25 protein-coding genes are annotated in these 25,645 nt (G+C 37.9%); all 25 read left to right on the top strand.

The features are described from left to right. Positions 1-53 precede the first annotated feature (53 nt). The 25 genes from flhF (at position 54) to IV514_RS09030 (ending at position 25,520) form a co-directional block, all read left to right on the top strand. On the top strand, positions 54-1,574 hold the full coding sequence (gene flhF, locus IV514_RS09150; protein ID WP_206484715.1) for a flagellar biosynthesis protein FlhF: 1,521 nt from the start codon (positions 54-56) through the stop codon (positions 1,572-1,574). A 29-nt stretch (positions 1,575-1,603) separates the two neighbouring features. Continuing rightward, entirely contained in the window at positions 1,604-2,446 is an 843-nt protein-coding gene (locus tag IV514_RS09145) for a MinD/ParA family protein (RefSeq protein ID WP_206484714.1), read from the top strand. Positions 2,447-2,465: 19 nt separating this feature from the next. Continuing rightward, the gene (locus IV514_RS09140; RefSeq protein ID WP_206484713.1) at positions 2,466-3,185 is read left to right on the top strand and encodes an RNA polymerase sigma factor FliA; all 720 of its coding nucleotides are present in this window, start codon (positions 2,466-2,468) and stop codon (positions 3,183-3,185) included. A gap of 45 nt (positions 3,186-3,230) precedes the next feature. Further along, a complete protein-coding gene (gene cheY / locus IV514_RS09135) occupies positions 3,231-3,614 on the top strand; it encodes a chemotaxis response regulator CheY (RefSeq protein WP_206484712.1) in 384 nt (127 codons plus the stop codon). Between the two features lie 31 nt (positions 3,615-3,645). Further along, positions 3,646-4,389 (top strand): protein phosphatase CheZ, encoded by a 744-nt coding sequence (locus IV514_RS09130; RefSeq protein WP_206484711.1) that lies wholly within the window; start codon positions 3,646-3,648, stop codon positions 4,387-4,389. Between the two features lie 13 nt (positions 4,390-4,402). After that, positions 4,403-6,514 (top strand): chemotaxis protein CheA, encoded by a 2,112-nt coding sequence (locus IV514_RS09125; protein ID WP_206484710.1) that lies wholly within the window; start codon positions 4,403-4,405, stop codon positions 6,512-6,514. Between the two features lie 22 nt (positions 6,515-6,536). After that, positions 6,537-7,637 (top strand): chemotaxis response regulator protein-glutamate methylesterase, encoded by a 1,101-nt coding sequence (locus tag IV514_RS09120; protein ID WP_206484709.1) that lies wholly within the window; start codon positions 6,537-6,539, stop codon positions 7,635-7,637. Between the two features lie 30 nt (positions 7,638-7,667). Next, positions 7,668-8,441, top strand: coding sequence for a ParA family protein (locus tag IV514_RS09115; protein ID WP_206484708.1), 774 nt, complete (start codon positions 7,668-7,670; stop codon positions 8,439-8,441). Between the two features lie 6 nt (positions 8,442-8,447). Further along, on the top strand, positions 8,448-9,239 hold the full coding sequence (locus IV514_RS09110) for a chemotaxis protein CheW (RefSeq protein ID WP_241242262.1): 792 nt from the start codon (positions 8,448-8,450) through the stop codon (positions 9,237-9,239). A gap of 83 nt (positions 9,240-9,322) precedes the next feature. Next, positions 9,323-9,817, top strand: coding sequence for a chemotaxis protein CheW (locus IV514_RS09105; RefSeq protein ID WP_206484707.1), 495 nt, complete (start codon positions 9,323-9,325; stop codon positions 9,815-9,817). A gap of 81 nt (positions 9,818-9,898) precedes the next feature. Beyond that, positions 9,899-10,348, top strand: coding sequence for a DUF2802 domain-containing protein (locus tag IV514_RS09100; protein ID WP_277601497.1), 450 nt, complete (start codon positions 9,899-9,901; stop codon positions 10,346-10,348). A gap of 149 nt (positions 10,349-10,497) precedes the next feature. Then, a complete protein-coding gene (locus IV514_RS09095; protein ID WP_206484706.1) occupies positions 10,498-11,277 on the top strand; it encodes a VacJ family lipoprotein in 780 nt (259 codons plus the stop codon). Positions 11,278-11,324: 47 nt separating this feature from the next. After that, the gene (locus IV514_RS09090; RefSeq protein ID WP_206484705.1) at positions 11,325-14,075 is read left to right on the top strand and encodes an SLBB domain-containing protein; all 2,751 of its coding nucleotides are present in this window, start codon (positions 11,325-11,327) and stop codon (positions 14,073-14,075) included. Positions 14,076-14,304: 229 nt separating this feature from the next. Then, entirely contained in the window at positions 14,305-15,357 is a 1,053-nt protein-coding gene (gene wecA, locus IV514_RS09085; protein ID WP_206484704.1) for a UDP-N-acetylglucosamine--undecaprenyl-phosphate N-acetylglucosaminephosphotransferase, read from the top strand. Positions 15,358-15,460: 103 nt separating this feature from the next. Then, on the top strand, positions 15,461-15,856 hold the full coding sequence (gene gspG / locus IV514_RS09080) for a type II secretion system major pseudopilin GspG (RefSeq protein WP_206484703.1): 396 nt from the start codon (positions 15,461-15,463) through the stop codon (positions 15,854-15,856). Next, positions 15,856-17,508 (top strand): GspE/PulE family protein, encoded by a 1,653-nt coding sequence (locus IV514_RS09075; RefSeq protein ID WP_206484702.1) that lies wholly within the window; start codon positions 15,856-15,858, stop codon positions 17,506-17,508. Before gspG ends, IV514_RS09075 begins: the two co-directional genes overlap by 1 nt. A gap of 3 nt (positions 17,509-17,511) precedes the next feature. Further along, on the top strand, positions 17,512-18,714 hold the full coding sequence (locus IV514_RS09070) for a type II secretion system F family protein (RefSeq protein ID WP_206484701.1): 1,203 nt from the start codon (positions 17,512-17,514) through the stop codon (positions 18,712-18,714). Further along, positions 18,715-19,140 (top strand): type II secretion system protein, encoded by a 426-nt coding sequence (locus tag IV514_RS09065; protein ID WP_206484700.1) that lies wholly within the window; start codon positions 18,715-18,717, stop codon positions 19,138-19,140. Further along, entirely contained in the window at positions 19,141-19,602 is a 462-nt protein-coding gene (locus IV514_RS09060) for a prepilin-type N-terminal cleavage/methylation domain-containing protein (RefSeq protein WP_346776910.1), read from the top strand. Continuing rightward, positions 19,592-20,275 (top strand): prepilin-type N-terminal cleavage/methylation domain-containing protein, encoded by a 684-nt coding sequence (locus tag IV514_RS09055; RefSeq protein ID WP_206484698.1) that lies wholly within the window; start codon positions 19,592-19,594, stop codon positions 20,273-20,275. Before IV514_RS09060 ends, IV514_RS09055 begins: the two co-directional genes overlap by 11 nt. 3 nt (positions 20,276-20,278) lie before the next feature. Next, positions 20,279-21,160, top strand: coding sequence for a general secretion pathway protein GspK (locus tag IV514_RS09050; protein WP_206484697.1), 882 nt, complete (start codon positions 20,279-20,281; stop codon positions 21,158-21,160). A 105-nt stretch (positions 21,161-21,265) separates the two neighbouring features. Further along, positions 21,266-22,297: a hypothetical protein gene (locus tag IV514_RS09045; protein ID WP_206484696.1), complete on the top strand. Its 1,032-nt coding sequence runs from the start codon at positions 21,266-21,268 to the stop codon at positions 22,295-22,297. After that, positions 22,297-22,881 carry a hypothetical protein gene (locus IV514_RS09040; RefSeq protein WP_206484695.1) on the top strand — a complete coding sequence of 195 codons (585 nt, stop codon included), beginning with the start codon at positions 22,297-22,299 and terminating at the stop codon, positions 22,879-22,881. The genes IV514_RS09045 and IV514_RS09040 overlap by 1 nt, the downstream gene beginning before the upstream one ends. A 1-nt stretch (position 22,882) precedes the next feature. Then, positions 22,883-23,443, top strand: a complete 561-nt coding sequence (locus tag IV514_RS09035; RefSeq protein ID WP_206484694.1) for a hypothetical protein — start codon at positions 22,883-22,885, stop codon at positions 23,441-23,443. 19 nt (positions 23,444-23,462) lie between these two features. Continuing rightward, entirely contained in the window at positions 23,463-25,520 is a 2,058-nt protein-coding gene (locus IV514_RS09030) for a secretin N-terminal domain-containing protein (RefSeq protein ID WP_206484693.1), read from the top strand. The last annotated feature ends 125 nt before the right edge of the window (positions 25,521-25,645 follow it).

The raw sequence follows: 25,645 nt of genomic DNA, 5'->3' as shown, positions 1-25,645 counted from the left end.
AGAGAAAATAATTGGTAAGCATTATACCGTTGAGCTTTCGGTAAGGGGTTTTCGTGAAAATTAGACGTTTTGTAGCAAAAGACATGAGATCAGCGTTAGAACAAATCAAAGCTGAATTAGGTGCCGACGCGGTGATCATGTCAAATAAAAAGATACCTGAAGGTGTCGAGTTAATGGCAGCCGTTGATTATGCTCAACAAACCGCTTCAGCCGAAGGTGAGTTTAGTGGTGAAAAAGCTGAACAGACAAGCCCTGCGGTACATGGTCGAAATATTGACAATGATGTGGTGTCCATTAGAGGTCAAAATTCAACGAGTGTCGCCAATGAAAGTGCGCCTGCCGATAGTTTATCAGCGTTGTTACAACGTCAGGCAAAAGCTCAAGCAACAAACCCAACAGCCGCACCTGATGCACAATTTAAGCAACAGAATCATGCTCCAGCCAATAATGCTCAAAGTGATATTGAGCAACAATTAAAAGCATTTACCGATCGTTTAGAACAAAGCTCACATGGTGCAACTCAGGTATCTGATGAGACTTCGTCATTACAAACTCGTGCTCAACAGCAAGAAAGCCGCCACTTGTCACCTCAACGAGTGAGTGCTGTACAAGAGAGAGAAAGCTCAAAAGCCGTTACGGTCAACTACTCCGAAGAAATGGAACAAATGCGCCAAGAAATGCTGTCGATGCGTCAATTACTTGAACATCAGTTATCGGGATTAATGTGGCAGGATATGGCACAGAAAGATCCATTAAAAGCGTTACTGGTCAATCGATTACTGGCCTTAGGCCTCAATGAGCATGTTGCTGAGCAAATAGCTCACTGTATTCCAGCTAACCTGAACGAAGAAAATGCGTGGGCTGAAGCGAAAAAATTACTAGCACAGCAGTTACATACAACAAATAATGAAATAATTCACCGAGGTGGTGTTGTCTCATTAGTTGGTCCTACAGGGGTTGGCAAAACAACCACAATCGCTAAACTTGCAGCCCGTTTTGCGCAAATTCATGGTGCAGATCAAGTGGCGATGATCTCAACTGATAATTATCGTATTGCCGGTTTTGAACAGTTGACAACCTATGGCCGTATTATTGGCTGTCAGGTCAAATTAGCAAAAGACGGCGCGGCTTTAGAAACGTTACTACAACAGTTTTCTGACAAAAAATTAGTATTAATTGATACGGCTGGTATGGGGCAAAGAGATATGCGTTTAGCTGAGCATTTAGCTACCTTAATCACTAATTCCCGTGTTAGAATTCGCAATTATCTTGTATTGGCAGCCAATGCTCAGCAACGTGTTATGCAAGAAAATGTTGATCGCTTTAAAAAGGTGCCATTAGCAGGGTGTATTTACACTAAACTTGATGAAAGTCTAAGTGTGGGTGAAATTATTGCTACCTCTATTCAAAATGGTTTACCAATAGGGTATCTTACTGACGGACAAAGAGTTCCTGAAGACATTAAAGTTGCAAATAGTGGCAAATTGGTTACGCTTGCAGATAGGCTTTCATCAAAAGTGAATCGTCAGGACTCTCGGCGTCCAATGCCAACATCACAAGCAGTTGCTATGTGATAAACATCGAATTTAGTAGAGTAAAATGAATGATAGATCAGGCAAGTGGCTTAAGAAAAATGCAGAAAAATAATCAAATAAAAGTCATAGCAGTTTCTGGTGGTAAGGGTGGAGTTGGTAAAACTAACGTATCATTAAATACTTCAATCGCATTAGCTCAACAAGGTAAACGAGTGTTAGTACTCGATGCTGATTTAGGTTTGGCTAATGTTGATGTCATGCTTGGCCTGCGAGTTGAGCGTAATCTTTCTCATGTATTATCTGGTGAATGCGAACTCGATGATATTATTATCGAAGGGCCAGCAGGTATTAAAATTATTCCTGCAACTTCAGGTACGCAATCCATGGTGGATTTATCACCGTCTGAACATGCTGGTTTGATCCGTGCATTTAGTGATATGCGCACAGATTTTGATGTGCTTATTGTTGATACCGCTGCTGGTATCTCTGATATGGTACTTAGTTTTGCTCGTGCAGCCCAAGATGTATTGTTAGTGGTATGTGATGAGCCAACATCTATCACTGATTGTTACGCATTAATGAAATTATTAAGTCGTGATCATGATGTATTTAAATTTAAAGTCGTGGCTAATATGGTGAGAAGTCCAAGAGAAGGACAACAGTTGTTTGATAAATTATCCAAAGTTTCTGGCCGTTTTTTAGATGTCGCCTTAGACTTAGTTGCTGTGATCCCTTATGATGAAAATATTCGAAAATCAGTGCGAAAACAACAAGCAATTGTAGAAGCGTTCCCTGATTCACCAGCATCGAAGGCGTTCAAGGCGTTAGCCAGTAGGGTTGTTAAGTGGCCCATACCTCACCACCCTTCTGGACACTTAGAGTTTTTTATTGAGCAGTTATTAGAAAATTAGTCGAAAAGAGTAGGCAATTTTGGTAAAAGCGAATACATATAACGTGCATCTTGATAAGAGTGCTTTATTAGAGCAACATACCGTATTGGTTAAACGCATTGCCTATCATTTACTTGCGAGACTTCCAGCGAGTGTCATTGTTGAAGATCTTATCCAATCTGGAATGATAGGGCTTTTAGAAGCCGCTAATAATTTTGATGCTTCCAAAGGAGCAAGCTTTGAAACCTTTGCCGGTATTCGAATTCGTGGCGCTATGCTTGACGAAATTAGACGGGGCGATTGGACGCCACGCTCGGTGCATAAAAATAGTCGAATGGTCAGTGAAGCAATAAAATCGTTAGAAGCGGAACTTGGCCGTGATGTAACGGATGTTGAAGTTGCTGAAAAACTTGATATTTCGTTAAATGAGTACCATCATATTCTTAATGAAGTTAGTTCAGGTAAAATAATTGGTATCGAAGATCTGGGCGTAAGTGAAGATATCGTTCAAGGTATTGAAGATGGGGATAATGATGATCCGTATCAAGAGATTGAACAAATTGTCTTTAAAAAAGCACTGTCTGAGTGTATTACTACTTTACCCGAAAGAGAAGCTTTAGTACTGTCATTATATTACGATGAAGAGTTAAATTTACGAGAAATTGGTCAAGTGCTTGATGTAAGTGAATCAAGGGTTAGCCAAATTCATAGTCAAGCATTACATCGGTTAAAAGCGCGTATGCAATCTTGGCAAAGTTAAGTACAATATAATATAGAATTTTGATTGATCTCCCTGGAGGGTGCCTTGGATAAAAATATGAAAGTGCTTGTTGTTGATGATTTTTCGACAATGAGACGTATCGTGAAAAACTTATTACGTGATTTAGGGTTCACTAATATTCAAGAAGCTGATGACGGTAATACCGCTTTACCCATGCTAAAAGAAGGTGAGTTTGATTTTGTTGTCACTGACTGGAATATGCCTGGGATGCAAGGTATTGATTTGCTTAAAGCAATTAGAGCTGATGATAACTTATCGCATATCCCTGTGTTAATGGTGACAGCGGAAGCAAAAAAAGAACAAATAGTGATGGCAGCACAAGCGGGAGTTAATGGTTACATTGTTAAACCGTTTACGGCAGCAACGTTAAAAACTAAGCTTGATAAAATTTTTGAACGCTTAGGATAATCATAAGTTTGTTGTTACGTAAGGACGTTGCATGACTACAAATACAAGTGTCCATGTTTCACTTGAACAAGCGAAAAAGCTTGTAGAGTTTCTTGAAACGGATCAACAAGATAAAGCTGATGAATTGATTGCAGAAATTCAAAATCCAATTAATTCTGAGCTTTTTGCTGAAATAGGCAAGCTTACTCGCCAATTACATGATTCTTTAATGAATTTTCAATTAGATTCACGCCTTAATGATTTAGCAACAGCCGATATACCTGATGCTAAAGAGCGGTTGAATTATGTGATCAGTCGCACCGAAGATGCCGCGAATAAAACCATGGATGCTGTCGAATCTATCTTTCCCGTTGTGGATAACATTCAAGCTCAAGTTAAATCGGTGAACCCACTGTGGCAAAAATTGACTCACAGTGAATTGAGTGTGGATGAATTTAAGGGGCTTTGCGTTGATATTGATAAGTTGCTCAAAACAACCGATCAAGAAACCGCAAGGATGCACGAGTTAATGACTGACGTTTTAATGGCGCAGGACTTCCAAGATTTGACTGGTCAGGTGATTCGTAAAGTGATTGATCTGGTGAGAGAAGTCGAAGACAGCTTGATCAATATGTTAACGGCATTTGGTATTTCATCTGAAGAAGCTAAAGAAGTTAGTAAACCAAAAGTTGGTGAAAATTTAGTAGAAGGTCCAATTGTTAATAAACAAGAAAGGGACGATGTCGTTGCCGATCAAGACGATGTTGATGACCTTTTATCTAGTTTAGGGTTTTAATAGGAGTTGCTGAATGTCTTATGATGCAGATGAAGAAATACTTCAAGATTTTTTAATTGAGGCAGGAGAAATACTTGAAAGTTTATCTGAGCAGCTTGTTGAGCTTGAAAATGATCCTGACAACGCAGAGTTACTCAATTCCATTTTTAGAGGTTTTCATACGGTTAAAGGCGGCGCGGGCTTTTTATCATTAAATGAGCTGGTTGACGTTTGTCATGGTGCAGAAAATATCTTTGATATTTTACGCAATCAACAAAGGTCTGTTACACCAGAATTAATGGATGTGATTTTACAAGCTCTTGATACCATTAACGAAATGTTTGAAATGGTTCAGGCAAGAGAGGAGCTAACTTCTGCAGACCCTGAGCTTTTGGCCGAGTTGAATCGTTTGAGTGCTCCAGAAGGGGAAGAAGCTGCCGCGGAACCTAAGACTGAAGCTGCTGTTGCGCCAACGGTTTCGAAAGAGCAAGCTGTTGAGCAATCAGATTCATCTAGTGATGAAATGACTGAAGATGAGTTTGAACGTTTACTTGACGAATTGCATGGTAGTTCTGCTCCTGCAGCACCAGAGCCAGCATCATCCACTAGTTCCGATGAAATTTCTGATGATGAGTTTGAAAGTTTATTAGATGAACTTCATGGTGAAGGCGCTTTTTCGGGGGATGTTAAACAAGCAGCACACTCTAGCAATTCTTCCGATGAGATAAACGATGACGAATTCGAAAGTTTACTTGATGAATTGCATGGACAGGGGCAGGCTCCTAAAGCCGTACCTAGTCAAGCAAAAGTAGAAACACCAAGCGAAACGGCAAAACCTACACCTGTTGCAGCACCTGCAGCAAAAGCACCGAGTAAACCAGCGGTTGCAAAACCAGTAAAAACCCCCCCTAAAAAAGCTTCTGGGGATACTAAAGCTGCGCCAGCAACTGCTAAAGGTGAGACAACCGTGCGCGTTGATACGCAACGGCTTGATCAAATTATGAATATGGTTGGTGAGCTGGTGTTAGTGCGAAATCGTTTGACCAGCTTGGGAATGACCAAAGAAGATGAAGAACTCTCTAAGGCAGTTTCAAATTTAGATGCGGTAACCACTGACCTGCAAGGGGCAGTAATGAAGACCCGCATGCAACCGATTAAAAAAGTGTTTGGCCGGTTCCCACGTGTTGTTCGTGACTTAGCAAGAAGTCTTAACAAAGAAATTAAGTTGGTCTTGGAAGGGGAAGAGACTGATTTAGATAAAAATTTAGTAGAAGCCTTAGCCGATCCATTAGTGCATTTAGTGAGAAATTCAGTAGATCATGGTGTTGAAGAGCCAGATGTAAGAGAGGCTAGCGGCAAACCACGTGAAGGTACCGTAATACTGACAGCATCACAAGAAGGTGATCATATTCTACTGACCATCAAAGATGATGGTGCGGGTATGAATGCTGAAAAATTGAAAGAAATTGCGATTGAACGAGGTGTATTGGACGTCGAAACTGCCAATCGCATGTCAGATCATGATGCCTTCAACTTAATTTTTGCCCCAGGCTTTTCAACTAAGACTGAAATTTCAGAAGTTTCTGGTCGTGGTGTTGGCATGGATGTGGTAAAAACGAAAATCACACAGTTAAATGGGACTGTGAATATTGATTCGGAACTAGGGGTAGGGACAGTTCTTGAAATAAAAGTACCATTAACACTGGCGATTTTACCTACATTAATGGTTGTTATTGGTGAGCAAACGTTTGCTTTGCCATTGGCTGCAGTCAATGAAATATTCCACCTAGATTTAACCAATACCAACGTTGTTGATGGGCAGTTAACGATTATTGTTCGTGAAAAAGCAATTCCGTTATTTTATTTGGATCAATGGTTAGTGAAAGGGCATGAAGACAAGCCTAGAGATAAAGGCCATGTAGTGATTGTACAATTGGGAACACAGCAAGTCGGTTTTGTGGTCGATAGTTTAATAGGTCAAGAAGAAGTTGTGATCAAACCATTAGATAGATTATTACATGGTACTCCGGGAATGGCTGGCGCAACGATAACCAGTGATGGAGGGATCGCTTTGATTATAGATGTTCCTAGCATGTTGAAGTTCTACGCGAAGAAATCTGTTGTTAATAAAAAATTGCGTTCTTAAGCAAAAATTAAAGAGATGATAAATGGCCTACAAGGTGTTAGTGGTTGATGATTCAAGCTTTTTTCGTCGCCGCGTCAGTGATATTATCAACAGCGATAAAAACTTAACTGTCATCGATGTTGCTGTCAATGGTATCGAAGCTGTTGAAAAGGCAAAGCAATTAAAGCCTGATGTCATTACCATGGATATAGAGATGCCATTATTAAATGGCATCGAAGCGGTTAAGCAAATTATGGCGAGTTCGCCAACTGCGATTTTAATGTTTTCTTCATTAACACATCAGGGAGCTAAAGCCACATTAGAGGCGTTAGATGCTGGGGCGTTAGATTTTTTACCGAAGAAGTTTAATGAGATCGCAAAAACATCCAGTGATGCTGGTAGTGTTTTAAGGCAACGTGTCCTCGAGTTAGCGAGAAAAAGAGGCCGAGCGAGTACTCGATTTACTGCACGAACAGTTGCAAGAAAGCCGGTCACTAGCGAAAAAAGCAGTGTGCATCGCCAAGTTGAGCCTACTAGAGCTTCGACTTCTACAGTTAAGAAATCTGGAAAGTCTTATCAATTATTAGCGATTGGTACGTCGACAGGTGGTCCTGTGGCTTTACAAAAAGTATTAACACAATTGCCGAGTGACTTTCCATTGCCAATTATTATGGTTCAGCATATGCCTGCCGCTTTTACCAAAGCATTTGCATCCCGCTTAGATAGTTTGTGCAATATATCGGTAAAGGAAGCAGAGAATGGCGATATACTAAAACCAGGCTGTGCTTATCTGGCGCCAGGTGGAATGCAAATGGTGTTTGAAGGTAAAGCGGGGGCAGCAAAAATTAAAGTGATGACGGATGAGTCTGAACGAGTTGCTTTTAAGCCGAGCGTAGATATTAGTTTTGGTTCTGCTGCTAAAGTGTTTGGTGAATCTGTACTGAGTATCATTTTGACGGGCATGGGTTCTGATGGCAGAGATGGTTGCCGTTTATTAAAAGCTAATGGCTCAACTGTTTGGGCGCAAGACGAAGAGTCGTGTGTGGTTTATGGTATGCCACAAGCGGTGACTAATGCGGGCATTTCGTCGGCGAGTATTTCGTTACTTGATTTCCCTAAGGCAATATTAAAAGAAGTACAGTAAATCCATTAATCGGTTACTAAAGGTGATATTTTGGTTGTTTGGACAGTAGCAAATCAGAAAGGCGGTGTTGGTAAAACGACAACAACGATAACGTTGGGTGGTTTGCTTGCTGAGCACGGTCACCGAGTATTATTAGTGGATACCGACCCTCATGCATCATTAAGTTATTATTTTGGGATTGAATCAGAAGATCTTGAATTGAGTGTTTATGATTTGTTTGTTCAAGTATCCAGTAAAGAACAAATCATGCAAAGCTTGTGTCCGACAAAGTATAAAAATATTGATATATTGCCTGCTACAATGGGACTTGCCACTTTAGATCGTTCTTTAGGAACCAAAGGTGGTATGGGCTTAGTGTTAAAGAAAGCGATACAAAAATTGTCTGACGAATATGATTATGTGCTGATGGATTGTCCACCGGTGTTAGGTGTTCTTATGGTTAACTCATTAGCTGCCTCTGATCGTATTATTGTGCCAGTACAGACAGAATTTCTGGCCTTGAAGGGCTTAGATCGTATGATGAAAACCATGGAAATTATGCAAGGGGAACAGCAAAACCCTTTTACCTATACCATAGTGCCCACCATGTTTGATAAACGTACAAAAGCGTCACTCCTTGCTTATCGAAAATTACAAGAATTGTATGATGATAAAGTTTGGCCGGGTGTGATCCCTATTGATACTAATTTTCGTAATGCCAGTGAATCTCAGCGAGTACCGTCAGATTTTTCTTCATCAACACGCGGCGTAATTGCGTATAAAAATCTGCTAGACTATTTAATAAAGTTACAAAGAAAGAATTAGACATCAATGAGTAAATCTTTAGCTGCTAGTAAAAAATTAATGCAAAACTACCTTGCTGAGCTTTTGACCGAAGAGTCTGACGAGCAAGCGGCAGCGAAAGTAGAGCTTGCAAATAAGCAGAAGTTGGATAATTTACTTCAGCAAGCCAGTGTTTTAAATGAAGTTGATGACAGTAAACTTGATGTTATTACTTCTGTGAAGTCGGAAAACAAGACTCACGATAAAATAGTCGAAAAGCCGCCTGAGCCATCTGAAAAAGTCAAAGTAAAAGATGAGTTAGTACAAGACACATCAGAGATAATGACTCAAAAAAGCCAAGCGGAATTTGTGGTTAAAGCAGAGAAAGATTACCGAAAAGGTAGTTTTCAAGCGATGTTTTTCGATGTGGCGGGCTTAACCATCGCTGTGCCACTCATTGAGCTAGGTGGTATTCACAATGTTGATAAAACCACGCCATTGATGGGCAAGCCTGAATGGTTTAAAGGGGTGATGCTGCATCGTGAAGAAAAAATTAATGTGGTTGATACCGCATTATGGGTGATGCCTGAAAAGTGTAATGAATCATTGCTTAATGCATTAGAATATCAATATATTATTATGCTAAATAATAGCCAATGGGGTTTAATGGCTGAAAACTTAATCGACACAGTGACTTTGGAGCAAGATGAAGTTAAGTGGCTGGAAGGTTCAGGTAAACGACCTTGGTTAGCTGGGCTGGTAAAAGAGCGTATGTGTGCATTGCTTGATGTAGAGTCATTAATTCATATGCTTGAAGAAGGTGCCAATATTCACCGTTAAGAGATTAATATATATTAATGCTCTAATGTACTATATTGAAAGACAGATAAATTTAAAAATAACATGTTTAAGAGGCGAGCAGTATGTCTGATGAAAGACGCAGTGCGAATGAGAATGTCGATACAAATGATGAAGTGCTTCAATGGGTGACGTTTCAATTAGACAATGAAACTTACGGTATCAATGTAATGCAAGTGCAAGAAGTACTGCGTTATACTGAGATCGCACCTGTTCCGGGTGCGCCTTCTTATGTATTAGGTATTATTAATCTTCGGGGGAATGTGGTTACCGTTATTGATACTCGTTCTCGTTTTGGCCTTGAGACCAGTGACGTCAGTGACAATACTCGAATAGTGATTATTGAATCCGAAAAACAAGTCATTGGTATTTTAGTTGACAGTGTTGCTGAAGTGGTTTATTTGCGTTCGTCGGAAATTGATGTTGCCCCTAATGTTGGTAATGATGAAAGTGCTAAATTTATCCAAGGGGTATCAAACCGTGATGGTGAGTTACTTATCCTCGTTGATCTGAATAAGTTACTTTCTGATGAAGAGTGGGATGAGTTAAAACAGTTTTAAATGAACGCGCGCATTTAGTATGCTGCACTACTGAATGCGTTATTGATTGCTAGATCTTTCCTAAGAGTAAACAACAATCCTATGGATAACATGATGTTGCTGGTGATTGCTGGAGTCTTTGTACTCAGTGTTATTTTGATATATCAGCTAGTTAAGAAACAATTTACTCATCGAATAAAATCGCTAGAAACACAATTATCCAGCATAGATTTTGTTATCAATGAACTTAGAGAAAGCCACCATCAGCAACAACAAGGTGCGGATACCCATCAAGAAGCACTTAAGCAATGGCAGCTAGAACACCAACAAGTGAGTCAACAGCTTGAACATAGGATCAAGGTCTTACAAGAGAAGTTTAGCTCATTAGAGCAACAATTCACTCAGCTTCAGCAACAACAACCGCAAGATAGACTTTATACTCGTGCGCAAAAAATGGTGGCATTAGGGGCTGACGTTGATGAGATCGTAACAGAGTGTGGTTTGCCTTTGGCTGAGGCTGAAATTCTGATCAACATGCATAAGAAAAAGTAAGGTTACAGGGACAGACATTTAATATTATTTACAAATTTCTAACACATTTTGTAATTTTTACGTGCCAATGTATACCGTCATGGTATAACGCATGATAAACTTTGCCACAATTTGCTAATGCCCTAAAGACAAAGGTAATCATTCAACTTATGGCTAAGTTTTCTCATGTTAAGTCAAAACTACTACTGATATTAAGTTTGTTTACATTAGTTGGCTGTGCGTCTGCACCAGAACAACAGCATGCTCAAGTGAGCGATCCGAAAGATCCACTAGAGTCAATTAATCGACCTTTTTGGACCTTTACATGGGATTATGCTGATAAATACGTACTTAAACCAACATCTCAAGCCTATGTGGAGCATGTTAATGAAGATTTTCGTGCTGGTTTGTATAATATGGCGTTAAATTTGAATGAACCATCAGCAGTGATAAATAACCTTTTGCAGGGAAAATTTGCTGATGCTGCTAAGAGTACAGGTCGCTTTGTGCTTAACTCAACCATAGGTTTATTTGGTTTCTTTGATCCTGCCAGTGATTTCGGTTGGATGAGGAAGCAGGAAGAATTTGGTGAAGTACTAGGGTCATATGGCGTTGGTGATGGACCATATATAGTCGTGCCAGCAATGGGACCAACATCTGTGCGTGAAGAAGTGGGTGATTTTGTTGATCGCTATTACTGGCCGTTAGCAGTCATTGATTTTTGGCCTAATGTTTTTCGTGTTGGCGTATTAGCGTTAGAGCAGAGGGCTGCGTTGGTAGATCAAGAGCAACTGATAAACGATTCTGTAGATTCTTATGAATTTGTTAAAAATGCCTATTTTCAGAATATACGCTACAAAGTATATGATGGTAATCCACCCATTAAACAAGATGAAAGTGAAGCTGATTTAGAAGCTTTTATGGACGAATTTGAAGAGATTGAAGAGTGATCTCTTCAGTTAATAACAACAACCGAACAATTGTATTGGCTTTTTCGATGAATAGATTAATTCTTATTATTTTTTTAACCTTTGTTAGCACATTATTAAATGAAGCAAAGGCTGCACAGTTACCGAGTAATATTACGCCTCAGCAACTTGAGCAATTTAAACGGTTGCCACCTGCCCAACAAAAATCGTTAGCTCAAAGTATGGGAATTGACTATAAAGTGTTACGGGCACAGCTTGCAGGCAAAAAATCCAAAGGTGTTGAAGAAGAACAACAAGCACTATCGCAACTGTTCCCCCGAGGCACTCAGTATGATGAGTTAGGCAATCCTATATTTGACGAAGAATTTACAGTTGAAGAAGAAGAGGATGATGGTAAGCCTAAACCATTCGGTTATGAGGTGTTCGCAAATGAGCCGGTTACTTTTGCCCCTTCAATGGATATCGCGATTCCTGAAAATTATCTAGTTGGACCGGGCGACACGTTAACTATCCAAATATTTGGGAAAGAAAATAATGAATTTGAGATAGAGGTTTCACGTGAAGGTGATGTTGTCTTACCTGAACTGGGGGCTTTTAATGTCACAGGGATGACGTTTGTTGAAACTAAACGTTTTTTAGCAACAGAAATAAAAAGCAAGATATTAGGTGTTGATGTCATTGTTACCTTAGCGTCTATACGTTCTATTCGAGTCTTCGTGCTGGGAGATGCTTACAAACCAGGTCAATATGTTTTAAATTCACTGTCTAGTGTGACCCACGCTATTATTGCTGCAGGTGGTATTAGTGATGTTGGCTCATTACGTAATATCCAAGTCAAGCGTGGTGGTAAACTTGTAACCAAGTTAGATTTGTATGACTTATTGATCAAAGGCGATTCATCGAGTGATTTAATGCTTCAGTCAGGAGATGTTGTATTTATCGCTCCCGTAGGAGATAGGGTCACTGTTGATGGAGAAGTTAAGAGGCCTGCAATTTACGAATTAGTTGAAAATGAAACATTTAGCGACGTGATCCAAATGGCAGGTGGTTTGTTACCATCAGCATACCCTTCTTCAACCGTGGTTGAAGGCTTTAATAAAGATAATTTACGCACGGTTAGAAATATTGACTTAACTGATCCAAAGGCTTTATTAGGACAAGTTAAAGGTGGAGATTATGTCAATGTATTGAAAACATCACAGATTGTTGAAAATTCTGTCACGGTTATTGGCGCAGTTGAAAGGCCAGGGAAGTATCAATGGTACCAAGGGCAGCGTATTTCAGATCTTATTCCTAATATTCATGCGTATTTATCGAATGATGCCGATTTAACATACAGCTTGATTGTTCGTGAAAAAGATATTGGCCGCAATATTGAAGTACTTCAGTTTAACTTTTTTGATGCTGTTAGTGATAAAAATTCAGTTGATAATATTGAGCTGAAGTCGCGCGATAAGATTTTAGTTTTCTCAAATCAAGAAATAGTTTCCACAGATATTGATAGCTTAGAAAGCTTAGCTTTCACCAAGGATGAATTACTTGAGATTGAAAAAGAAAATGCTGAGAAAAAATTTAAAGATAAACAGTTTTGGCAATATTATGATGAAGAAAATTCGCAAAGTGCGTTTAATCTCACCGAAGAAATTGATAAAGCAGAGGAAACACTCAAGCAAACTTATAAATCGATAGAAGAGCTTACTGGAGACGCCAAAATTGAGCCAGAACTTCGTGAATTAAACTTTTTTTCCAGAAAAAGGTTATTGGCGTCAGTGATAGAACAGTTAAAACGTCAAGCTGCTTCTGGTGAACCATTACAATTAGTTGAAGTTGATGGCGCCGTAAAATACCCTGGTATTTATCCATTAGTGAAAAATGGTCGAATTGATGATTTAGTAAAAGCCGCTGGAGGTTTACAAGAGTCAGCCTATTTGGTTAATGCGGAAATGACACGCAATGATATTGTGCAAGGGCAAGCTCAAAAACAAGCATTGAAGATAGATTTAGCCAGTGCTTTAGCGGGCAATGATAATCAAAATAAGCTGCTAAAAAGTAAAGATCGGCTAAATGTTCACCACATTCCTGCTTGGCAGGAAAATCACACGGTAGAACTTAAGGGGGAATTTATGTTTCCCGGTAAGTATACTATTCGCAGAGGTGAAACGCTTGGACAGTTGATAAAACGTGTTGGTGGCTTTACCGATTATGCATATTTAGAGGGATCATTATTCACTCGCGAAGCAATTAAACAACTAGAGTTAAAAAACCTTGTTAAAGTTTCTGAAAGCTTACGTATGGAAATAGCTTCTAAAAACTTGTCTGATCGAGAAGGAAATATGACCTTCGATTACGAACAGACAAATCAATTACTTGCTGATCTCACCAGTGTTAAGCCTATCGGCAGGTTAATCGTAGATATCCCATTAATAATGGCGAATGAGCAATCGGATGTGATACTTGAAAATGGTGATATGCTTTACATTCCTGCGAAACAGAATTCGATTAATGTGGTTGGTCAAGTACAAGTGACTTCATCTCACCTGTATCAACCGGACTTAGATGCATTTGATTATGTTGAGCTAAGTGGTGGAATGAAAAAACAAGCTGATGATAGTCGTATATATGTGATCAAAGCTAACGGTCGCGTAGAAATCCCAAATAACCGTAATTGGTTTGCTAGTGAGGGAAGCCAACTTGAACCGGGTGATACTGTCGTGGTGCCGCTTGATTCTTACTACATGGAAGATTTAACTTTATGGCAAGTTGCTACCCAAATTGTATATCAAGCCTCAGTGGCGCTTGCTGCTATTTCAAATTTGTAACTCATAACTAGCAACTAACAATATATGAAAGTAGGCTATAGGTAAGAATAGCCTACTTTTATTATTAGACTTGTTAATTAATTGTTAATTTAAAATGTTAAAATTAGTTATCAGAAGTAATTTTTATTAGTAATAGCCTAGATTCTCAATGATTACAGGACTATAATTAGCGCAATTTTTTAATCGGCTTGTAATTTAATTGTTAGAGCTATAAAACCAAGGCTTTTTAATGTTTTTTACTTTAAGTGCTTTATTTGTCGCTTTCTTTGTTTCCGTCTTCACTATTAAAGTTTTGTTACCGTTAGCGCCTCAAATTGGTTTAGTAGATCTACCGAATGAGCGTAAAAAGCATGATGGTGCTATCCCGCTTATTGGTGGTATTTCAATCTATACAGGTGTACTAATAGCTTCTACGTTATTTGTTGAACAAAGCCAAATTCTTAACCTCTATTTTATCTCATCGGCCTTGTTAGTTTTTATTGGCACCATGGATGATATCTATGATTTAAAAGTTGCTCCTCGGATGATATTCCAAGGGATTGTTGCAACCCTTATGGTTTTTGGTGCAGGAGTTTATATTCAGGATTTTGGTAATATCTTTTCTTCAGGCAATGTACAAATTGGTAATTATGGCATGCTGTTTACCATGTTAGCCTGTGTTGCAGCAATTAACGCGTTTAATATGATAGATGGTATTGATGGCTTGGCGGGTTCAATGAGTATTGTATCTATCGCTTCAATTGCAGTTTTAACGTTATTAAATGATAAGTCTGCAGATATTTTATTGCCACTTATTTTGGTTGTGGCAATTATTCCTTATCTGTTTTATAACGTAAGTACGCGTAACCCTAGAGGAAAAAAGATCTTTATGGGGGATGCGGGTAGCATGTTCATGGGGCTAACTGTTATATGGTTACTCGCGCTCTCTACTCAAAATACTGCTCATGGCGAAGCGGTATTTAGACCTGTAACCGCTTTATGGATAATTGCTGTGCCTTTGATGGATATGTTTGCCATTATGCTACGTCGTATTCGTAAAGGTGTTTCGCCTTTTAAGGCCGATAACGGCCACCTTCATCATATTTGTATGCGATTAGGTTTATCTTCTAGGCAGGCATTATGGGCTATTAGTGGTTTAGCAATATTCTGTTCATTAATTGGTATCATAGCCGAAGTGTTGGCTGTTCCAGAGTGGTTGATGTTATCTACTTTTATCGTATTATTTTTAGTTTATTCTTACGCTTTGCAGCATGCATGGAAATTTATTCGCGCTGTAAAATAATACTTTTTTGTATCAAAAGTTTATCGGTTAAGTATAACTATCGACAGCTATACACTGTGCTGATAAACTCCTGTTTACCTGTTTTTATCCTTTTTAGTTGAATATGAAAAAAGTTAATGGTTTTACGTTAATTGAGTTGTTAATTGTTATTGTCATACTAGGATTATTAGCTTCTTTGGTGGCACCAAAGTTTTTTGGTCAGTTGTCTGATGCAGAACGAGGTGTAGCCTCGGCTCAAATGAATGCATTTGAAACAGCTTTGGATACGTACAGACTTGACATGGGAAATTACCCTGAAAAGCTTGAAGAGTTGCGTAAAAGTGAAAAACCTCGATGGGATGGTCCTTATTTACCCAAGGATATCCCTTTAGATCCTTGGGGGAACCCTTATGTTTATGTTATTCCTGGTGAAGAGGGAAATCCATATTCAATTTTGTCATATGGAGCAGACGGACAACCAGGTGGTATAGATAATAATGCTGATATAGTGCACAAATAATGCAATTGGAAACATTACTTGTTGAAGAATTTCAAGTCTTAGCTGAAGATTTGAGTAAAGCGAAAAATTACCAACAAAAATATGGTGGGCGCCTAGAACAGATTTTAGTTAATATGGGGAGTTTACCTGATGATCAACTTCCCGATGTTTATAGTCGCTTCCTGAATTTACCATTACTTGATATCGCAGATTGGGAACATATTCAAGCTACAGATTTTGAAGAGTCTGACGTTAAATTTTTGATTGAAAATCAATGGGTTCCATTAAGGAAAGATCAAAGTACTTGGAGTTTTGCATGTCGATATCCATTAGAGTTAAATATAAATGAATGGTTAATAAGGCAAGATAGAAAGCCGATTGTTTATATTGCGTCAGAGTCTGAACTACAGATGTTGATTGCTAAATTTGAAACATTTAATTCTGAAGAAGAAGATACTCAATTACTTGGTGACGAAGAAGCTCGTTTAAGGGAGTTAGCTACTGAGGCACCAACGGTTAATTTACTCAATTCATTAATTACAAGAGCACTTCGTCAAGGCGCTTCTGACATGCATTTAGAACCTTTTAACGGGCGCTATCGAGCACGTTTTCGTGTTGACGGCGTCTTGCATGAAGTCGAGACTCTTGCTCCCAGGATGCAACTTCCTATTGTGACTCGCCTCAAGATCTTATCTGGGATGGATATAGCAGAAAAGCGCCGCCCGCAAGATGGTAAAATTCAAATGAAAATTGCAAATCAGGAACTTGATATACGGGTTTCTGCATTACCACTAAACGATGGTGAGTCAGTAGTTATGCGTTTTCTACGAAAAGATAATGTGCGCTATGATATGTCTGTACTAGGGTTATCAGCAGATATTGAAACGCTCATTAGGGAAGATATTAAAACTACAGCTGGGGTAGTACTATTAACAGGTCCTACTGGGTCAGGAAAAACAACTACCCTCTATACATTTCTTAATGCGCTGAATAACGATGACGTAAAAATTATAACTTTGGAAGATCCGGTTGAATATCAATTAGAAGGGATTAACCAAGTACAGGTAAACAGTGACATTGGTTTTACCTTTGCTGCTGGCTTACGCTCAGTTGTTCGTCAAGATCCTGACATTATTATGTTGGGTGAAATTCGCGATAAAGAAACAGCCCAAATTGCTCTTCAATCAGCGCTTACAGGTCACTTAGTTTTTTCAACAGTTCATACTAATGATGCTGCTAGTGCTTATACTCGCCTTTTAGATCTTGGTGTTGAAGAGTTTTTGCTCAATGCCGCTCTTGTATCAATCGTTGCGCAACGTTTAGCGCGGCAAATTTGCTCTGAATGTAAAGTTGAGCATCCAGATGCTACTCAGTTAATAGATAAGTACAATTTAACGGTAATAGCTGAAAGGTTTAACCTAACTGATATAGTTTTGGTTAAAGGCAAGGGCTGTGAGCATTGTGCTAATACAGGTTATAAGGGCCGTATGGCAATTACAGAGTACCTGAGATGTGATGATAAAATTAAGGCATTCCCGAAGGACTCAGAATTTATTTCTAAGGCAAGAGCACATAATACGGCTCTAAAGCGAAGAACGTTGTTAGAAGACGGTTTGCTTAAGGCTATTATGGGCTTAACTACGGTAGAAGAAGTGATAAGAGTCGCAGGATAAAAAATGACAATCTTCTCTTATAAAGCATATGATAATTCAGGTGCAAAGATTGATGGTCAAATAGAAGCCTCAGAAGAATCTGAAGCTCTGGTTGAGTTAAAAAAACAAAATTTACTTCCTTTTGAGATAAAACCTCTAGTAGATGATAGTAAAAATTTATTTAGTTTTTCGAGGAAAGTAAGTTTAGCTGATTTGGAATTCCTCACTTCTGAACTTAGCTTATTACTAGAGTCTGGTGTCAGGATTGATAGAGGTATCGATATAATACGTAAAACTAAAGCTAAACCTGCGCTTGCTAAGCTGCTTGCTGATATTAGCTCAAGTTTAAAGAAAGGAAAATCATTATCTGAGGCCCTTAAAGTATATGATGACGTTTTTGACCCTTTATATTGTAACTTAATCGAACTAGGAGAAGCCTCAGGCAATTTATCGGAAATATTCTCAGGTCTAGCTGATGATTTGAAGTTCAAACGAGACTTGCGAAGTAAAATAATTAGTTCACTCGCATATCCGTTTGTTATATTTTGTGTTTGTATCCTCAGCGTATTTTTTATCTTCAACTTTATAATTCCTAAAATGTCAGCGATGTTTACAGAAGTAGATAAACTTCCTTGGTATACACAATTAATGTTATCGACGAGTCAATGGATGATTCAATATCAAGGAATGTTAGTGCTAGGGTTCACACTTTTAGTATTTTCTTTGGTTTATTTCTCAAAAAAACAATCGTTTATTTTATGGTGGCAACGAACTTGCTTGAAATTACCTTTAATAAAAACGGCCGTAACAACGGTTGAAAGAATACGTTTTAACAGTGGTCTTGCATTGATGGTTAAAGCCGGAGTTCAAATTGACAAGGCGATATCACTTTCTGCGGGTAATATTAAAAACACGGCATTAAGAAGAGAGATGGAAATAGCGAAAACTAAAGTAAAAGGGGGAACTTCATTAACGCCTGCACTTAAACAGACTTCTTTATATCCCGACTTCTTTATATCGTTGTTAGAAGTAGGTGAAGAGTCAGGCAATTTAGAGCGTGTTTTTGATGAAATAGCGAACCGTTCTCGTCAAGAGTTTGAAAGTTGGACTGAGCGTATGACAACTTTACTCGAACCACTGATGATTTTATTTATGGGAGGTTTTGTCGGCGGTGTTGTAGTTGTGATGTTAATGAGTATGGTATCGATAAACGAATTGGGGATATAGATGCCGAGATTCTTAGTTAAAAGCCATTATGTAAAGAATATTGGATTTACTTTGATCGAGTTAATGATTGTTCTCAGTATTGTCGCGTTACTTATGACTATGGTTGGTCCTTTCGCTCTAAATATTATTGATAAAACCCAAGCGAAACAAGAAAGGCTTTCAATTGAAAATTGGCTTCGAAAAGTTAGCTCACTATCATTCTATTCAGGACAAGTACTTTGGATAGAATTTAATGGTAGGCTAGTTTCTTTATATAACCCTAAAAAACAACAAACTATAGAGGAGATTAGGTTTGAGTCATTGTTTTTCCAACCTCAAAAGCTTGTATTTAATAATAAAGGAAAAACAGAACAAAAGGTTATTCAAGGAACTTTTAATGGGCAGAAGATATCTTTAGATGTGACATTTTCTCAGAATCTTAAATAAATGTTGTTTAAAAAGATGAATTATAAATCAGTTGTTGCGAAGAATCATAAAGGGTTTACTTTAATAGAAGTATTGGTAGCGGCGATGATTCTTTTTTCTTCATTAGCCATTATTTCGGTAATTTATCGTAGTGCATTAATTGCTTCGGATAAAGCTGAAAAACATGTTAATATCGCAAACATTGTACCTAATATCCTCACTAATGTTCAATTGGATATACGTTCCCAAGCCAATCAAGATAATAAGTTCATTTCGGGTAAAGGGGCTGACTGGGGGGCTGAGTATAGCTGGTCGGCAAACCTCATAGACTACAAGTCACCTTTACCTGTTTATGATATAGATACGGGAAACTTTACCGAAAAAGCTAAGAAGTATAAATATTGGCAAGTAAGCTTAATAGTATTTATAGGAAAGACTCAGCAGCAATTCTCTTATAACGAGGTGAGTTGGAATGACTCGTAGAAGTTGCCAAGGTTTTACTTTGATTGAACTACTTATTTCAGTTTCCATATTATCGTTGTTGTTATTAGTGGGATCATTTTCATACAGCTTGCTTGCTGATAATTGGCAGGATGTCACCAAAAAATTTGATATAGCTGAAAATGATAGTCGAGCAATTAACTATATGATTTCAGTTTTTTCTGGCATTTTTCCTTATGTTGTGTATCAAAATAAAATTGACAAGAAGGCTGTGCTTTTTTTTACTGGAAATGAACATCGTATATTATCTGTGACTCATTCTGGTTTGGTAGGTGAAGCTAAAACCGAGTTGTTCAGGGTCGAAGCGATTACAAATGCCAACGGAAAGCTTGATTTGATGTACTATGCTTCTGAATTATCACAACCAATTATTTATGCTGACCAAAAAGTTGAACTTGAACAAGGGATGGTATTAATTAAAAACATGGATAGTGTTAGTTTTCAGTACTTAGGGTGGGATAGTTATCAACAAAAATATCAAGAGCCCGAACAATATATATCTCCTTCGTGGCGAAATCGTTTTTCAGGTATCACAAATCAGCTATTACCAGAGACTATTGAAATAAAACTTTCAAAACAAGGAAAGCAAACTTCGATCGTTATTCAACTTGATAAGACCTCTTCACGTTTATTATCATCTTATTATCAGGATTAACGGATGAAGAAGAGTGCAGGAATCGCTATGATACAAGTATTGATAATCGTCGCTGTGTTGTCGATATTCGTATTATATTTAAGTAGTAAAACATCTGATCAGTTGAAAGTTGCAAGATTGGCTCAAGATCGTGCTCTGGCAATTGTCAAAAACCATGCAGTTACCTCTAATATACTTTTTAGTTTACTCACAAACCATTCTTCTCAATCGCCAGTGCTAGTTACTGGTTCACAAGAGTCACCGAGAGTGGAATTGAATTTTTATAATGCGCCGATAATTACTGAAGGTTCGGTAATTAGAGTTCAAGATCAAGCAGGGTTGTTTAATGTAAACGTTTTTTATAAAGATGTGTTTAAAAAACTATTTTTGGTTAATGGTGTTGACGAAAGTCGTGCAGAATTCCTTTGGCAAATGTTACTCGATTGGCAAGATAAAAATGATGATGCTTTGGGAGGAAATGAAAAACTCTTATTTGGTAAACAAGTAAGAAATGGATTTATTTCTGATTTGTCCGAAATTGTATTTATAACCAACCTTTCAGAAATAGAAAAAAAAATATTTTTTGAAAACTTTAGTTTGTACTCGGTTGGAGAGATAAACCTTATGGCTGCTACTTCTGATATATTAAAGGCTGTTTTGGGTGAAAATATTGCAGAAGCGGCCTTAAGTTTGAGAACTAGAGGTGAATTATCAGGAGCAAGTTTAAAAACGCTTATTGGTAGCGAACTATTGGACAATTATAGATTTACGGCATCGTCTCGTTTGGCTTTTGAAGTAGAAACGACGGTAAATAGTGTTATTTATCTTAGAAAGCAGGTAGTATCGTTACTTCCTTACGCTAGGCCTCCCGTTGCACCAGTTAACGTTTTACAAGACATTAAATAAATGAAAAGCAATTATTCTAGTATTATATCTCAGTACCAAAATAAGCTTATTAAATCTGTTATTAGTAAGATTGGATACTACAATGGGCAGTTGAATCGATTCAAAATGGAAGGGAATGATTATTGTCTAGTCCCTGCTCAAGAAGATTTTTCGCCTTACTTATTGATCGTTTCCAGTCAATACTGTAATGAAACAACACGTTCATTTCCAAATGTTGGTAAGTCCGAACTTAGAAGACTGTTAAAACATAATCTAGACGCTAAAGAATTAGCTGTAGTGCAAAATTCTTCCGACCAAAAAGTTGAACTGAATGTGTGGCGTTATGATGAGCAAGTACCTGAATCATTTTTAAGAGTACCGGAAACCGTATTGCTTTCAGAAACACTTGAAAAAAATCAAGCGATACAATATTTTTTTGATGGCGACGAACGAGCTCATAGTCGATATTTGACCAAAGTTAATTCGGTCATTATCTCAGCTGAGCATAATTTTTTAATTAACAGTTTTGAGCGATTCTCTTCTACTGTAGGAAATACTTTTTCAAAGCTTTCTACCATTAAGGCAGAGCAGTTCCCGAATACTTTAATTAAGGCATTATCGCACCTTAATAAATTAAAGTTAGCGCCGTTTATGATGCGAACAAGCCGAGTTGGAACCGCACAAATCTTTAAAAAAGTAATGATTCCAATTGTTTTCATTGGCTTATGCTACCTCTTGCTGAGTAGCTCATATTTGATAGTCAAAGACAATTATGTTGCATGGAAACTTGACTCTCTAAAGTCGGAAGCTTCTGTTATTTTAAGTAAAGATGCTGTGCTAGCGAAAAAATTAGAAAATTATCAGGCGGTCTCTGAAATTTATCTTGCTAACACTAATGCTAACGATATTTGGGAGGTCCTTGTGCCTGTTATTAAGGTATCTAGTATTAGCAATATTGAATTGGACAATAGTACCGTTATCGTAAGAGGGTTTACTGAATCAGCATCCGACGTGTTGGAGTTGATTGTTAAGCATGTAAATGTATTGACCGCTGCCTTTGATTCTCCAATCAGAAAATCAAGAGGAAGAGAACAGTTCAACATTAGCTTTAAATTAAAAGCCAATAGAGAATTTAATGCTTCAATGGAGAATGACTAATGTTGGATGACCTAAAGAAGCACCAAAATGCACTTACTTTAATCGTCGTCCTTGTTGCGATAAAGTTTTTTATCTTACCGATATTTGAGTGGCAAGATGAAGTATCAGCACGTCTTGAACTGCAACAAAAGGCTTTGATAAAAACACAAGCGTTGATTAATAACGAGTCTGACATTATAGCCTCGCTAAATAAATTTAAAGTGTTAGAGCAAAATCTATATTCACGTTATCACTCAGACGATAATGTTGCTCAAACTAAAAGAGATATTCAGCGAAATATCGAGAATATGTTAGACGCTTTAGGTGTAAAACTGCAAAGTATTGGCTGGAAAGATGCTCCCTTTGAAGAAGGTAAGTCAATCAATACAATATACTTAGAGTATCGTATTGAAGGGAAAGCTAAAGATGTGATTGAGCATCTTTTAGCTCTTAGTTTGGAAGAAAAACCAGCTCATATAGTCTCATTAAAATTAATTTTTCAGCGTAGTGATGTAGGCATCATAAAGAGAATAAATGGAAGAGTTACATTGGCGTATAATCTTCTTGATAGTGCAGTTTTTAGTGAGCTAACAGGAAAAGAGTAATATGTTATTATTGAAAAAAATAAAAAAGATATTACAAGAGCCAGTGACTATCGTTGTGAGTGCGATATTTATTTACTTGTTAGCAAATGACTTTTATCAAAGGGTGCTAGTTAAGTTTGATCAGCAATCTAAAGCCAAGCCCATATCAGATATTGTTGAAGTTATTATTAATCCTGAAGAAAAAATTTTACAGGTGAACCAAATTACAAAAATTTACCAAGGGCTTTGGTTTGTGTCTGATAAAAGTAATGAAAAGACACCCTCTAAAAAAGAGAAAGAAGACAGTTCAGCTGAAAAAGGTTGGATAAAGGCAAATAAGAGTACATTAAGATTGATGGCAATATTAAAGGAGAATGCTGGCAGTAAAGAGCCTCGTCATATCGCTGTTATTCAAGTGAAGGATAATAACACGGGAAAGTTGACTACGCGCTCTTTAAAAAGTAACGATGTTATTGATGGTTTTACACTCACGTTTGGTGAAGTGAATACGGTGGTTTTACAAGGACAAAATAGCCAGTCTAGCCTGGAACTTACCATGTATAAGAGCAAAGCAGAGAAATAGAGCAATAATAGGTAATAAAATGAATAAAAGATTAAGCGTTAAACTTTGTATGTGTATAGCATTGCTCTCTGTTGGATGCACATCTACTAATAGTAGTAAATTTTCTCCCAAGAAATCTTACTTGTCAGAGCAAGCAAAGATAAAGGTTGATAATGCCGAGCTTATCGATAGTAAGAATAATGAAGGGGCAGTTAATGAGAGTGTTAAGTATGTGAACCCATTTAATAGTGAAGAAACTCTAAGCGACGGCTCTGCAAAACCTATCAATAACTTTAGTGATGTTAAAACCATTCTACTAACGGCAGACCAATTGTCACTTGAAGATCTTTTACACCTTATTCTAGGAGAAAAGTTAAAGGTTAGTTATGTAATTGGTGAAGAAGTTAAAGTATCTAACAAAGCCGTGACACTTAATCTTCAAGAACCGGTTTCAGAGAAGAAACTTTTTCTATTAATGGAACAACTGTTGAATCAGCGTGGTTTTGTGATTCGATTTGATGCGGATATTTTCTACGTTCATAAGAAGGAAGGTGAAGGTAATAGCGCTGACGTTGTTTACGGCTATGGAAAGTTTAATGACGATGTTCCCAATACTTCGTTAGATATTATTCAAATGATCCCATTTGAATTTGGATTACAAGTTTCATTGGGGAACACAATAAGACAATTAATTGGTGTTCGAGCGACAACTGACATTCAGAGGCAAAGCTTAACAATTAGAGGGAAGCGAAAAGATATTATTAAAGCGCTAGAGTTTATCCGTTTAATGGATACACCTTCAATGAAAGATCGACAGGTTGGAATCTATCAAGGGGTTTATACAACGACCGAGGAGCTTGCGGAAAAGTTAGAAAACTTACTTGAGCAAGAAGGGATTTCGGTATCTTCTCAAGGGAGTACCGAAAAAGCACTAGCGATCGTGCCTATTGAAAAACTAGGTAAATTGGTGCTGTTTGCAAATAACTTACAGGTAATAGAACGCGCGATTTTTTGGGCGCAAGAAATCGATAAACCGTTAGCGACCAATCAAAAACAGTATTTTATATTTCATCCTAGTTTCGCTAGAGCGGTTGATATTGGTGATAGCTTGCGAGCATTAATTGGGGGGGGGCAGCCCCAAACATCTTCTTCATCTGTTTCTACCAGCTTGACTAGCGAAGATAAAACTAATAAAGCCACTTCGCCATCTGCAGTAGCCGTTAATTCAGCTGAAATGCAAATGGTGGTTGACGAACGTGCCAACGCTATTGTGATTTACTCTGCTGGTGAAACATATCAACAATTATTACCATTAATTAAACGCTTGGATGTGCTGCCTAAACAGGTACTGTTAGAAGTGATGATCGCTGAAGTATCAATGACTGATGAGTTTAAACAAGGGGTAGAGTTTGCTTTTGCAAATGGTAACTATGGTATTTCCACTAATGGTGCGTTTATGGGCGAAGGCTTTGGTGGTTTATCTTATCTATTGCAGGGGGCTAAAGGGCAAATTGCCTTAAATATGCTGCAAACCAATAGTTTAGTGAATGTACTATCTAGGCCTTCTATTGTTGTAAGGGATGGTGTCTCTGCCTCGATCAGTGTTGGTACTGATATTCCTGTCATTGGCGCAACCACAACTGATCCTCTTAGCGATGGTGATAAACAAACCACTACGATTGAGTACCGACAAACAGGTATTGAGCTTAACGTCACACCAACGGTTAATGCTCGTGGTTTAGTGATTATGGAAATTGATCAGTCGATTAGTAATGAGCTAGATTCAGGTTCTACGGTGGCTGGTAGTCCATCGGTATTTGAACGTAACCTTAAAACCGAGGTCATCGCACAAAGTGGACAAACTGTGATGCTTGGGGGCTTAATTAGTGAAAATAAAAGCAATAAACAAACTAAAGTACCTTTTTTTGGAGATTTACCTTTAGTGGGAGCGCTTTTTAGAGCTGATACCGAAAGTGGTGATAAAACGGAGTTAGTTGTGTTTGTAACACCTAAGGTGATTGATTCAACTTCAGACTGGGATAGAATAAAATCTGACTTCAATAAAGCGCTAGAACAACTAAATGTTGAAGATTTTTAATAAATATTAAAAAAAATGAGATTAATCACTCTTTTATTGTTATTTAAGGTTGAATTTTAAAAAAATGTAGGTTAGCGTTTACCCAAGTTGGATTACGGTATGTATTTCGCTTAAAAAATGGTCAA

Origin of the sequence: Thalassotalea sp. G2M2-11 (genome assembly GCF_017168195.1) — a bacterium.
Classification (GTDB): Bacteria; Pseudomonadota; Gammaproteobacteria; order Enterobacterales; family Alteromonadaceae; genus Thalassotalea_E.
The sequence above is the reverse complement of the archived record's forward strand: the minus strand, read 5'-3'. Positions and strand labels throughout refer to the sequence as shown.

Bases quoted from the DNA above. Each gene is read 5' to 3' on its own strand.
- IV514_RS09040 (WP_206484695.1), top strand. From the start codon at position 22,297: ATGTTGGATGACCTAAAGAAGCACCAAAATGCACTTACTTTAATCGTC.
- IV514_RS09110 (WP_241242262.1), top strand. From the start codon at position 8,448: ATGAGTAAATCTTTAGCTGCTAGTAAAAAATTAATGCAAAACTACCTT.
- IV514_RS09075 (WP_206484702.1), top strand. From the start codon at position 15,856: ATGCAATTGGAAACATTACTTGTTGAAGAATTTCAAGTCTTAGCTGAA.
- IV514_RS09070 (WP_206484701.1), top strand. From the start codon at position 17,512: ATGACAATCTTCTCTTATAAAGCATATGATAATTCAGGTGCAAAGATT.
- IV514_RS09030 (WP_206484693.1), top strand. From the start codon at position 23,463: ATGAATAAAAGATTAAGCGTTAAACTTTGTATGTGTATAGCATTGCTC.
- IV514_RS09120 (WP_206484709.1), top strand. From the start codon at position 6,537: ATGGCCTACAAGGTGTTAGTGGTTGATGATTCAAGCTTTTTTCGTCGC.
- IV514_RS09035 (WP_206484694.1), top strand. From the start codon at position 22,883: ATGTTATTATTGAAAAAAATAAAAAAGATATTACAAGAGCCAGTGACT.
- IV514_RS09090 (WP_206484705.1), top strand. From the start codon at position 11,325: ATGAATAGATTAATTCTTATTATTTTTTTAACCTTTGTTAGCACATTA.
- wecA (WP_206484704.1), top strand. From the start codon at position 14,305: ATGTTTTTTACTTTAAGTGCTTTATTTGTCGCTTTCTTTGTTTCCGTC.
- IV514_RS09050 (WP_206484697.1), top strand. From the start codon at position 20,279: ATGAAGAAGAGTGCAGGAATCGCTATGATACAAGTATTGATAATCGTC.
- gspG (WP_206484703.1), top strand. From the start codon at position 15,461: ATGAAAAAAGTTAATGGTTTTACGTTAATTGAGTTGTTAATTGTTATT.
- IV514_RS09100 (WP_277601497.1), top strand. From the start codon at position 9,899: ATGGATAACATGATGTTGCTGGTGATTGCTGGAGTCTTTGTACTCAGT.
- IV514_RS09125 (WP_206484710.1), top strand. From the start codon at position 4,403: ATGTCTTATGATGCAGATGAAGAAATACTTCAAGATTTTTTAATTGAG.
- IV514_RS09095 (WP_206484706.1), top strand. From the start codon at position 10,498: ATGGCTAAGTTTTCTCATGTTAAGTCAAAACTACTACTGATATTAAGT.
- IV514_RS09130 (WP_206484711.1), top strand. From the start codon at position 3,646: ATGACTACAAATACAAGTGTCCATGTTTCACTTGAACAAGCGAAAAAG.
- IV514_RS09105 (WP_206484707.1), top strand. From the start codon at position 9,323: ATGTCTGATGAAAGACGCAGTGCGAATGAGAATGTCGATACAAATGAT.
- IV514_RS09065 (WP_206484700.1), top strand. From the start codon at position 18,715: ATGCCGAGATTCTTAGTTAAAAGCCATTATGTAAAGAATATTGGATTT.
- IV514_RS09145 (WP_206484714.1), top strand. From the start codon at position 1,604: ATGATAGATCAGGCAAGTGGCTTAAGAAAAATGCAGAAAAATAATCAA.
- IV514_RS09055 (WP_206484698.1), top strand. From the start codon at position 19,592: ATGACTCGTAGAAGTTGCCAAGGTTTTACTTTGATTGAACTACTTATT.
- IV514_RS09045 (WP_206484696.1), top strand. From the start codon at position 21,266: ATGGAAGGGAATGATTATTGTCTAGTCCCTGCTCAAGAAGATTTTTCG.
- IV514_RS09060 (WP_346776910.1), top strand. From the start codon at position 19,141: ATGTTGTTTAAAAAGATGAATTATAAATCAGTTGTTGCGAAGAATCAT.